General features: G+C 56.7%; 12 protein-coding genes. All 12 read left to right on the top strand.

The features are described 5' to 3' along the window. Nucleotides 1-1,385, top strand: a 1,385-nt coding sequence (gene terL, locus HPY58_12835; protein NPV30507.1) for a phage terminase large subunit, incomplete at its 5' end; no start/stop codon positions are given. Beyond that, nucleotides 1,378-2,871 carry a phage portal protein gene (locus HPY58_12830; protein NPV30506.1) on the top strand — a complete coding sequence of 498 codons (1,494 nt, stop codon included), beginning with the start codon at nucleotides 1,378-1,380 and terminating at the stop codon, nucleotides 2,869-2,871. The genes terL and HPY58_12830, both read left to right, overlap by 8 nt. Next, the gene (locus tag HPY58_12825) at nucleotides 2,871-4,487 is read left to right on the top strand and encodes a hypothetical protein (protein ID NPV30505.1); all 1,617 of its coding nucleotides are present in this window, start codon (nucleotides 2,871-2,873) and stop codon (nucleotides 4,485-4,487) included. The genes HPY58_12830 and HPY58_12825 overlap by 1 nt, the downstream gene beginning before the upstream one ends. A 423-nt stretch (nucleotides 4,488-4,910) precedes the next feature. Continuing rightward, the gene (locus tag HPY58_12820) at nucleotides 4,911-6,416 is read left to right on the top strand and encodes a hypothetical protein (protein NPV30504.1); all 1,506 of its coding nucleotides are present in this window, start codon (nucleotides 4,911-4,913) and stop codon (nucleotides 6,414-6,416) included. Between the two features lie 14 nt (nucleotides 6,417-6,430). Next, nucleotides 6,431-6,814 (top strand): DUF2190 family protein, encoded by a 384-nt coding sequence (locus HPY58_12815; protein ID NPV30503.1) that lies wholly within the window; start codon nucleotides 6,431-6,433, stop codon nucleotides 6,812-6,814. A 15-nt stretch (nucleotides 6,815-6,829) separates the two neighbouring features. Further along, nucleotides 6,830-7,873, top strand: a complete 1,044-nt coding sequence (locus tag HPY58_12810) for a hypothetical protein (GenBank protein ID NPV30502.1) — start codon at nucleotides 6,830-6,832, stop codon at nucleotides 7,871-7,873. A 13-nt stretch (nucleotides 7,874-7,886) separates the two neighbouring features. Beyond that, complete coding sequence (locus HPY58_12805; GenBank protein ID NPV30501.1) at nucleotides 7,887-8,282, top strand: hypothetical protein; 396 nt, start codon at nucleotides 7,887-7,889, stop codon at nucleotides 8,280-8,282. Further along, the gene (locus HPY58_12800) at nucleotides 8,236-8,604 is read left to right on the top strand and encodes a hypothetical protein (protein ID NPV30500.1); all 369 of its coding nucleotides are present in this window, start codon (nucleotides 8,236-8,238) and stop codon (nucleotides 8,602-8,604) included. The genes HPY58_12805 and HPY58_12800 overlap by 47 nt, the downstream gene beginning before the upstream one ends. Then, nucleotides 8,601-8,984, top strand: a complete 384-nt coding sequence (locus tag HPY58_12795; GenBank protein ID NPV30499.1) for a hypothetical protein — start codon at nucleotides 8,601-8,603, stop codon at nucleotides 8,982-8,984. Before HPY58_12800 ends, HPY58_12795 begins: the two co-directional genes overlap by 4 nt. Continuing rightward, complete coding sequence (locus tag HPY58_12790) at nucleotides 8,985-9,311, top strand: hypothetical protein (protein ID NPV30498.1); 327 nt, start codon at nucleotides 8,985-8,987, stop codon at nucleotides 9,309-9,311. Continuing rightward, nucleotides 9,308-10,150, top strand: coding sequence for a hypothetical protein (locus tag HPY58_12785; protein ID NPV30497.1), 843 nt, complete (start codon nucleotides 9,308-9,310; stop codon nucleotides 10,148-10,150). Before HPY58_12790 ends, HPY58_12785 begins: the two co-directional genes overlap by 4 nt. 11 nt (nucleotides 10,151-10,161) lie before the next feature. After that, nucleotides 10,162-10,359 (top strand): hypothetical protein, encoded by a 198-nt coding sequence (locus HPY58_12780; GenBank protein ID NPV30496.1) that lies wholly within the window; start codon nucleotides 10,162-10,164, stop codon nucleotides 10,357-10,359. Nucleotides 10,360-10,372: the final 13 nt, after the last annotated feature.

The raw sequence follows: 10,372 nt of genomic DNA, 5'->3' as shown, positions 1-10,372 counted from the left end.
GCTTCTACGCCGCGCTGCGGGTCGTGACGCCGGCCCACTTCGCCTACACGGTGAGCGAGGGACGGTGGATACCTTATGACCACCTATTGCTTCTTAACCGCAAACTGGTTGACGTAGCGGCCGGCCGCATCAAGCGTCTGATGGTATTTATGCCGCCGCGCCACGGAAAAAGCGAGCTGACTAGCCGGTACTTCCCGGCTTGGTACCTGGGGACGTTCCCTGATAAACGCATAATCCTGGCCAGTTATGAAGCCGATTTCGCGGCGACGTGGGGGCGGAAGGCCCGGAACCTCCTGGAGGAGTTCGGGCCTTCTTTATTTGGGGTGAAGGTGTCGCCGGAATCCTCGGCAGCCAGCCGGTGGGACATAGACGGTCACGAGGGGGGCATGGTGACCGCCGGCGTGCGCGGGCCTATTACCGGCAAGGGGGCCAATGTGGCCATCATTGACGACCCAGTTAAAAACGACCAGGAAGCTATGAGCCAGACATACCGAGATGCGGCCTGGGACTGGTATCGGGCAACGTTTTCGACTCGCATCCAGGACGACGGGGCCATCATCCTGGTCATGACCCGCTGGCACGAGGATGACCTAGCTGGCCGGCTGCTAAAAGCCCAGGAAGAGGGCGGAGATAAATGGGAGGTCGTGAACCTGCCAGCCCTGGCCGAGGAAAATGACATGCTCGGTCGGCGGCCGGGAGAGCCGCTTTGCCCGGAGCTTTTCACGAGGGAGACGCTGGAGAGAACGAAAATTCGGCTTGGTTCTTATTGGTGGAACGCCTTATACCAGCAACGGCCTTCACCGATGGAAGGCGGGATCCTGAAGCGTTCCTGGTGGAAGTTCTACCGGCAAGCACCATATCCTTTCGATGAGATCATTCAAAGCTGGGATATGGCTTTCAAGGAGACCACCAGCAGTGACTTCGTTGTCGGCCAGGTTTGGGGGCGAAAAGGCGCTGACAAATACCTGCTCGACCAGGTTAGAGATAGAATGGACTTTCCAACTACCGTCCAGACCGTTAGGGCGCTGTCGGCAAAGTGGCCGCAAGCCTATGCTAAGTTAGTTGAAGATAAGGCCAATGGGCCGGCAGTAATCGCAACCCTCAAGCGAGAAATTGCCGGGCTTATTCCCGTGGAACCCCAGGGTAGCAAGGAAGCGCGGGCTGCAGCGGTAAGTCCACAAATTGAGGCGGGAAATGTCTACCTGCCAGACCCGAGCATAGCGCCCTGGGTGCATGATTTTATCGAAGAGTGCTCGGCTTTTCCAAACGGCGCAAATGATGACCAAGTTGATGCCATGACTCAGGCACTCTTAAGACTGGAAAACGAGAAACCTATTGACCCGGAAATTAAGCGATTACTTAAGGGGGCCAGCTTCTATGCCTAAATCTAATCTCCGCCGGCAACCCCGGCGCAATATTATACAGCGTCTGCTTGCCCCCCTGGGGGAAATATCGGTGTTAAGGAATGCCTGGCCTTCGGGTTGGGGTTTTCAGTATATGACCCCATATCGCCTGGATAGCAGCCGGGTGGATTACGACCTAGCGAGACAGCTCTATAGGAATACTGCGGATAAGTACAAGTTGGGTGCCGGGTTTGCGCGGCCTATTATCAATATAACGGCCGGCTTCATGGGGGCGCCACACTTCACCCATCCGGACCCTGGGGCGGACCAGGCATTAGAAAAGGCCATGACCAGGTGGACGGGCAAGGTTCTCCGTATCAATCGAAACACCCTGCGGGACGGCGACGTATTCGCAAGAATTGCCCGGGTGCCGGACCGCTTCAACCCCAGGCAGGAGGTCTTTGACCTGCAGCTGATCCCGCCCGAATGGGTGACGCCGGTGAGCGACCCCTTGACCGGCCAGTGGCAGCAGCTGGTGATCAGGTACCCGGTTACGGTGACCGATGCCCAGGGCAGAACGGTTACCGAGTACACGCTGACCGAAGTCCTGACGTCCAAGAGCCGCACCATCGAGGCCGACGGCCGGGCTCCGGCTGAGGTGCGGCAGCAGAACCGGGAGGAACCAAACCCCTGGGGCTTCATCCCGGTGGTTCATTTTAGAAACGAAGCCGAAGAAAACCAGCTTTACGGCTGTTCAGACCTGGAGCCGGTGGAGCCGTTTATGAAGGCTTACCACGATACCATGTTGTTCGCGGTCCAGGGGTCGAAACTGTTCAGCCGGCCGAAGGCCAAATTCTCGCTAAAAAGCGTGGAGAAGTTTTTGCGAGATAATTTCAGCGAAGAAGAAATAAAAGCCGGTAGGCTGAAGTTTGCCGATAAAGAGATTTTCCTGCTCCAGGAAGGAGACGACGCTAGCTTCATCACGGCTGACTCGGGTCTGGAGGGAATTACTACTCTACTGAAATTCCTCTACTTCTGCATTGTAGACGTTTCCGAGACTCCCGAATTTGCCTTTGGCACAGCAGTCCAGTCCTCCAAGGCCAGCGTATCCGAGCAGATGGTCCCCCTGGCCCGGAAAATCCGTCGCAAGCGGGGGATGTTCGAGGAGCCTTATGGCGAGCTGGCCGGGATGTACCTGGCCATGTGGGCGAAGGTGGAAAACCGGGCTCTGGAAACTTACCAGGTGGACGTTGGTTGGGATGAAATAAGCCCACGAAATGATCAGGAGGTGGCGAACACCATCAAAACTCTGGTAGAGGGCCTAGTCACCGGCATAGAGGCCGGCCTTGTCTCGGTGGACGCCGCGGCCGAGTTTCTGCGGGAGTTTGTGCCGACCATGCTGCCGTACCTGGACCCAGATGCCGATGACGATGAGCGCCGCCGGGTGGCCAGAAGCTTCACTTTGATGCAGCGGCTGCAGGACGGGCAGGGGCTTTTGCCGGAGGAAGGCCAGGGCGGTGAAGACTGATGGCCATCGAGTGGGACCAGTATCGTAGGGAGGTCCAAGGCAAGCAGGACTGGATAGGAGCGGCCCGAGGCGACTACGGTGAGTACCTCTACCGTGCTCGGGAGCGATTTGCCCGGGGAGAGGCGGCCACGGTTAGGCAAATAAAGGGGCTGTATACCCGAGTTGCAGCCCAGTTGAGGACTGAGATTGAGAATATTACACCGGGGACTCTGCGGCGGGCCCACTTGACAGCTCTGACCGGAGCCCTGGAAAAGGCCTCCAATATGCTGAACCAGGAGATACTTGATGCCGTTACCAAAGGCATCCGCCTGGCGGTTGATGAAGCGGTGAGCGGCTCTGAAGCAGTAGCTCGGGAACTCCTGGCCGGAGTCTTTGACCAGACAGAAGTGAAGTGGCTCTTTGCCGACATCAACCAGCGGGCCGTGATGAGCCTGCTCTCTCGGACCCGCCACGACGGGTTGAAGCTCTCCGACCGGGTCTGGCGGACCAGCCAGAGCGCCCGGCAGGCCCTCCAGAAAATTGTCGAGGACGGAGTGACCCGGGGGCTAGACAGCCGAAAGCTGGCCCGGATGGTACAGCAATACCTCCAGCCTGGTGTGTGGACAGCGCTTAAAGCCGAGACCAGGCGGAGGTTGGGCGTGCCCCAGTCGGTCAGCATGGAGGCCATGCGGCTGGCCGTCACCGAAATGAACAACGCTTTCCACGAGGGCACTATTAACGCATACCGGGCCATACCCAGCGCCAAAGGCATTTATTGGCGGTTGAGCCACAGCCACCCCATCCGGGATGTGTGCGACGATTACGCCAGCCACAACGGGAACGGGTTCTGGCCGAAAGGAGAAGAACCGGCCAAACCGCACCCGTGGTGCAGGTGTATAGCCATTCCGGCGATGGAGGACCCTGATGAGTTCAAGGAGCGCCTGAAAGCCTGGATGCAGGACCCGGGCTCGCAGCCCGACCTGGAAATGTGGTATAATACCACTGCAAGGCGGTTTCTGAGGCGGCCGAACCAGTCCGTACTAATCACATCAGGCCTGGGCGACCCCGAAAGCCTTGCCTCCGGCATCTTTGGCGAACACGGGTGGACGTCTAAAGTTACTCAGAAAGTGCTGGCCAAAGGAGAGGAGCTGCGGCAGGCCACCAGGGCTTCCGGTGTGGAATATGCCGCGATGGTGGATGCCGAAACAGGTAATTCGCTCGGGGTTGATATAAAAGGCATAGAACACTCTGTAAACATTGCAGCCCACATCGAGCAAATGCAACCCGGGAAGCGATACATCCAGATCCACACCCACCCAAACAGCTCTTCCTTTTCAGACATAGATGTGGCACTATTGTTTTACCACCAGGGCCCGGAACGAAATATCCAGTCTATTTATGTCGTGGGTGCAGATGGGACCAGGTATATAATGTCCAGGGAGCCAGGGGTGCGGGTGGCGACACCGGAGGAAATAAAACTTGCTTTTCAGGTCGAGATTGAAGTGCTGCGGCCCAAATGGGAAGAAAAATATCGTTCTGGCGAGATGACTGCCGATCAGGCATGGAAGGAGCACACTCATGAAGCTTGGTTCAATATTGCCAAGAAACTGGGCTTCAAGTATAACCGATTGGAGTGAGGTGTATGCCAGAGCAAAAGTTGCCCAAGGAAGCGACTGTTATTGACGACCGTACTATTGCTAAGCCGCCCTATGAGAAAACCAACGTGATACCCATCTCTGTAGCGCGAAAGAAGCGAGAAAACACCAAAAGGAAATAACATTAAACGCCGGCATTAGACCGGCGTTTTTCTTTGCAATAAGCATGCAAGGAAAGAAGGTAAGTAGAATGAGCGGCAGTATTTTGAGCTACAGTCCGGGCAGCAAAACTTTCGTGCCCCGGGGACCGGACGGGAAGTACACTGCGAAGGGTCCGGTAAAGATTAACCAGCAGGGAATAATCGAGAATAAGCCCAAGGCCCCACCAGGGGTGACAGTGTTAACTCAGAAACCAGCAAGCCGCCAGTAGGCGGTTTTATTATGCTCTGAAAGCGAGGTGAGAGGATGCCGTTTAAGATTAAGCGTGGAATTGTGGATAACACAAGTTGGGGAGACGTGGACAAAACCGCTCTCCGAAACCGGTTGGTCAAAGGATTAGAAGAGGGTGCCGAAGGCGTCAGGGAAGCCATCAGGGAAGTTTATGCAGTTATTCGCAGTGATGACATCACAGAGGCTCCTTCTCAAAATTGGTGGGGGCCTCACCATATCATTCGCCAGGATGGTTCTGTAGTACTTAACCGCGGCGGCCTTATCGCCGCAGCTCAGGCACTGGCCGGCGCCCGGGCGGAGCCGGATCTAACCCCGGCCCAGCGTCGGGAGGCGGCGCAGCACCTGATGCGGCATTATCGCGAAATAGAAGATCTGGAGCCGCCGGAAAGCCTGACGCGAGCGGCTGGCGAGATGGTCCGCCTGGCCGCGACCATCACCGGCGAAATGCGGCCCGAGGACATTCCGCTGGCGCCCGGGGTGGACCTGGCAGCTCTTAAGGCCGGAGATGACGATCCGCTGGAAGTGGTAGTAGAGATCCCCGCTGGCAAAAGTAGGCGGGGCTGGAATTACCTGCCCGAGACCATCCAGAAGATTGCCGGCGAAGTGGCCACAAAAACGGCAACAGGCTTTTTGGGCCACCAGGACCCGAACAAGTTTGATTATGAGTTCCCAATACCCGTGACCCACTGGGTTGGGGCCCTGTTCCGCGACGGCAAGGCCTACATCCGTGGGGTGGTGGATGCCGCTGCGAAGGACCTCAAACGGTGGATCAGGGCTAACAGGGTTAACCAGGTGAGTATTTTTGGGATACCGACGCTGAGGCAGGCAGGCGGGGAAACCCAGGTAGTGGATTACCAGCTGCTCTCAATCGACTGGACACCACTTGACCGGGCAGGTATGCCAACCCGGGTAGTTGCTATAGGGGAAATGGACAGCATTGTAGGAGCCGGAGAGCCCAGAAATCATGGAGGTGGAAACATGACCCTTGGAGAGCTATTGGCAGAACTTCGTAAGTTAGGCGTTAAACCCTCACAAATCATTGGAGAAATGGGCTGGGATGTGAAGACCCTGGCCAAAGAGCTCGGTTGGAAGCTGGACGACGTAGCCGGCGAAATTAACGCCGAGCGGTGGAACCAGCTTCAGGAGATGGCCAAAGCCGTTGGCGAGATGGTCCAAATGTTCGACCTGGGGCAGGATGCCAAGCTGGCAGACCTGGTAAACGCCGTGAAAGCGGCCCGTGAGGTCCAGCAGAAGGCAGCCCTGGCCGAGCATGAGAAGCTCGTGGACAAGGTAATTGGCGAGATGGTCGTGGCCGAGGCGGCCAGGCCCCTGGTCAAGCGGATGCTCCAGGTGAAGCCAGGAGCTACGGAGGACGAGATTAAGAAGGCCGTCGGCGAGATGCTGGAGGCCGAGGACGTGAAGAAGGCCCTGGCCGGGCTATTCAAGGACCCGGTTATTGCCCCCAAGGCCGGGCGGCAGGACAATAATAGCGGGCTCCGCGTCAAGCGGATAGCAATTTAATGGAGGTGGCATAAATGGGACGCAAAATTTCTGATGGTAAGTCCGTAAAGGTTACGGTACCCGAAAGTACCACGATTGAGCAGGGCAAGTTCTATCTTCTGGACGGCTTTTTCGGTATGGCGGTCCGGGGTGTAACTACCGGCGTAGGGGAAACTGCGGAAGTGATCCTAAACATCGAAGAAGCCGAATACGAAACCAACCAGATCACCGTTGCAGATGCCTTTAACAAAGGTGACAAGGTATATTGGAACAACACTACCAAGCTGCTGACTACTCAGCCGAACAACGACGCGAGCGGCAACCCGCAGAATCGGCCGGTTGGCCGCGTGACCCAGGCCAAGGATGCAAACAACGTCATCTGGTTTATCCTCGGACCTCAAGTCCAGGCGCATGCTTAATGGAGGTGAGGCAAGTTGAAGATCGTCAGCATTGAAACACTGAAGGAAGAGCGCCGTAAGCAGACTATTGAGCAGGAGATCCCTTACATTTCTCCTAAAGGCGAAATGAAGACGGTTAAGAAGCGTATTGTCAACGGCGAGATGGAAGTATTCGAATTGACCAAGCCTCTGGGTGAGATGATCACCACCCCGGACGGCCTGGATCAAATCGTTCAGAACAGCATTATCAACTTGGAGCTTGGCCGGGAAGCTGTCCCGCTCCTCTATGGCCCCATTTACCGCCGGGTGGAGGATGCTAACTTCACAGAGCACGTGGACATTTATCCGTTCATCGGCGCCCGGGTGGTTTTCCTGGAGCACATGGAGCTGGAAGAGGTCAAGTTCGGGACCCGTAAAATCGGCCCCAAGGATACGGTGCCTATCATCACTTACGCCGCCGGGTTTGAGTGGACTGAGGATATGGTTCTCTACGACAAGACCTGGGAGCGGGCGGAGCTGGACCGGGCTCTGGGCGAGGCATACAATGCCCTGTTAAACCATATTCACTTGTACCCGATTATCAGCTTTAACTACCCGGCTAAAAACAAGACGGCAGCGTCTATGGAAGGTACGACCTACCTGGAGAAGCTTCGCAATACCATTAAGGCCGGCCTGATCCACGCCAGCCAGGATAAGAACACCGATACCGGGGCCCCCAGGCGGCCCAACATCCTTCTGGCGCATAGCTCCAAACGGTGGGACATTGAGGAATGTCTGCAGCGGATGCAGATCGGCGGAACCGTCTACCCGGCTATCAGCCAGATTGATACCCTAATTTTCTACGACGGATGGAGCACAGTTGTGGGTGAAAAGACTTACACCTATCCTGGCGTAGATCCAGGGAAAGCATACCTGATTGAAGGCCAGAAGTATTTCCGTGAACTGGTCAAGCACGATTTACGAGTAGACGCTGCCGGTGCAGATCTGACCCGGCTGGTGGAGCAGCAGATCGTAGCCCGGGCCCGGCGCGGGGTGGTCGCTTCACCAGCAAACGCTGTCGAGGAATTGACGCTGCCATAAGGCGGTGATTTAGATGGCCAGATGCATAAACTGCGCCTGGTTCCCTTGGGTTCTGGGCGCTGACTTTTCCTACCTGCCGGCCATACGCTGCCATCCTGAATTGAAGGCCAGGCGGTGGCCGGGGGATGCAGCCCAGGCCGAGCATGAATGCGACCGGTACGAGCCCAGAGATGGGATAGAACCGGAACAAGCCAGCGACCAAGAAACGTTGACCGTAGCCGAGCTGAAGCAGCACATAGCCGGCATAACGGATATCGCTACGCTAGAGACTCTGCTTGAGGTAGAGCTTGCAGGTCCGGCCAGAAAGACTGCTATCCAGGCAATTAAGGACCGGATAGAGGAACTAAAAGCGGGTGAGGCAGATGACGCCAACACCGGAGTTGAGGACAGAACTGAGGGAACTGATTGACGAGGTCATACCTCCCGGCGGGACTGAGGCTGACACCCGGTTTACTAATGCCCAGATTGACGCCTTGTTGACGGCTGCCAGCGATATCAATGAGGCCGCGGCCAATGGCTGGACCAGGAAAGCGGCTCGGGCGATGAGCGAGCGGGGTGGTCTCGAAGAGAGCCAGGCTGGAAACGAGAAGCTTAAGTTTGTGAGCATCAAGGATTACCGCGATCACTGCCTAGCCATGGCCAAGTTGTACCGAGATATGGTGCCGGGCAAGGGTTCCCGCCTGTTGGCATTTGATGCCCCAGACGTGCTAGGGATCGGTGATACTGTATGACGGCGGCCAACGCTCTCCGGGCGGCCAATGCCCGGGCAATAGCAGAAAACCCTACCCAGATAGCCGTCCAGCGCACCGAAAAGGTGGACATGGGCGGCTATTTTGATGAGGTGGTAAGCCAGCGCGGACCGTTTACTGTGCGGATATTTCAGCAGGGCATGAGAATCCCACAGGAAGTGGCAAGCCTGGCTGGCACCAAACAGGTGGATAAGGGCTGGGGCCTCCTGGCCGACTACAATGCTGATCTCCGGGCCGGGCCGAACGTGAAAGACGAGTTCGATGTACCCGGCCTGGGGCACTTTGTAGTGATAGCTGTATATCCCCAAAAGGTTCAGGGGCAGATAGTCGGATATCAGGCCGACCTTGAAAGGGTGAGCTAAATGGCTTTCGGTGACGGTGCCAGGGAATATATCGACCGCAAAAAGGCCGGTATGGTCATGCTGATGCAGAACCTGGCAGGACACGTCGAGGCTGAGATGAAGCAGAACGCTCCCTGGCGGGACCGCACTGGCAATGCCCGAAATGGGCTTCATGCCGGAGTGGAGATAGGGCAGGATAGGTTTACCTTTTACCTTTCGCATGGCGTGGAGTATGGCGTTTTCCTGGAGCTAGCCCACGGGGGTAACTATGCGATAGTGCGGCCTGCGGCTGATATTTACGCTCCTAAACTCAGGGATGCCATTATAGATTGGTGGCGGTCGGTATGAGGATGGCAATCAGGCAGCAATTAATTAACCAAGTGCCAGATGTCCAGGGCCGGGTATATGAGCCTCAGGCGGCCGGCGCCGGCACGAAGAAGCCATACCTCGTGCTACGCCAAGGGGTTGACACCGAAGATACGCCCTGGACGGGTTTCCGGCGCATTATTGAGGTTTGGCCTTACGTTAACCGGACCACTTTCCAAAAGGTAGATGACCTGGCGGTCAAGGTAGTTGCTGCCTTGGACAAACAACTCCTGACCGATACCTCTACTGGCGAGGTCTTTACTTGCCAGTACCTCGGCACTATAGGGCAGGATTACGTTGACGATGAATGGGGCGCCATCACCCGGGGTCTGCGCTTTGCAGTATTGGCCCTGCAGCCGGTGGCGGTACCAGAAACGACCGCAAATGACCCCTGGCTGGAGGCCCTGGCAGCCTGGACTGGGACAATCCTGGGAGCGGCTTGGACGGTATACCGTAATTTCTGGCCCCCGGGATACAGGCGGCCGGCGGTAATGTGGCGGTTAACTGGAGTTGAGGTCCGGGAAAGGGCCCGGGCGATGTTTGAGGTACGGAAGAGGATTATCGGGCACATTCTTGGCAGTACGCCGAACGAGCAGATTGCTGGGGCATTGACTGTGGTCCAGGAACTAGGTTGCGCGATTAAATTGCCCCTGGACGTGGTAAATAAGCGGTACCTGACCGTGAGCAGTCTGGCGGTGGATTACCGCGCCGACGCCCTGACCGCTGGGCAGATATCAGTTACTCTTAGCCGGCTGACTAACCGGCCGGCAGAAGAGGCGCCGCTGATCATGGCGGTGCATAATACCGGGTTAATCAAGTGAGGTGATAGATAATGGCTGACAAACAGGTTGCGGTGCGACAATCAGCGCCCAAGTACCCCCGAGAAGAGCTTCTGGCGAACGCCGAAGCTCTTTTTGGTGTCAAACCAGAGGTGGTGACCGGAGCACTGCACGGCAATGCTCAAACGGAATTTACAGTGGACGAGATGCGGAAGTTGATTGACAGCTTTCTAAAAAGGAGGGTTAGCTGATGGCAGGTGGAAC

The organism is Bacillota bacterium, assembly GCA_013177945.1.
Lineage (GTDB): Bacteria > Bacillota > DSM-12270 > Thermacetogeniales > Thermacetogeniaceae > Ch130.
Note: the sequence above shows the minus strand (reverse complement) of the source record. Positions and strands in the feature narration are given on the sequence as shown.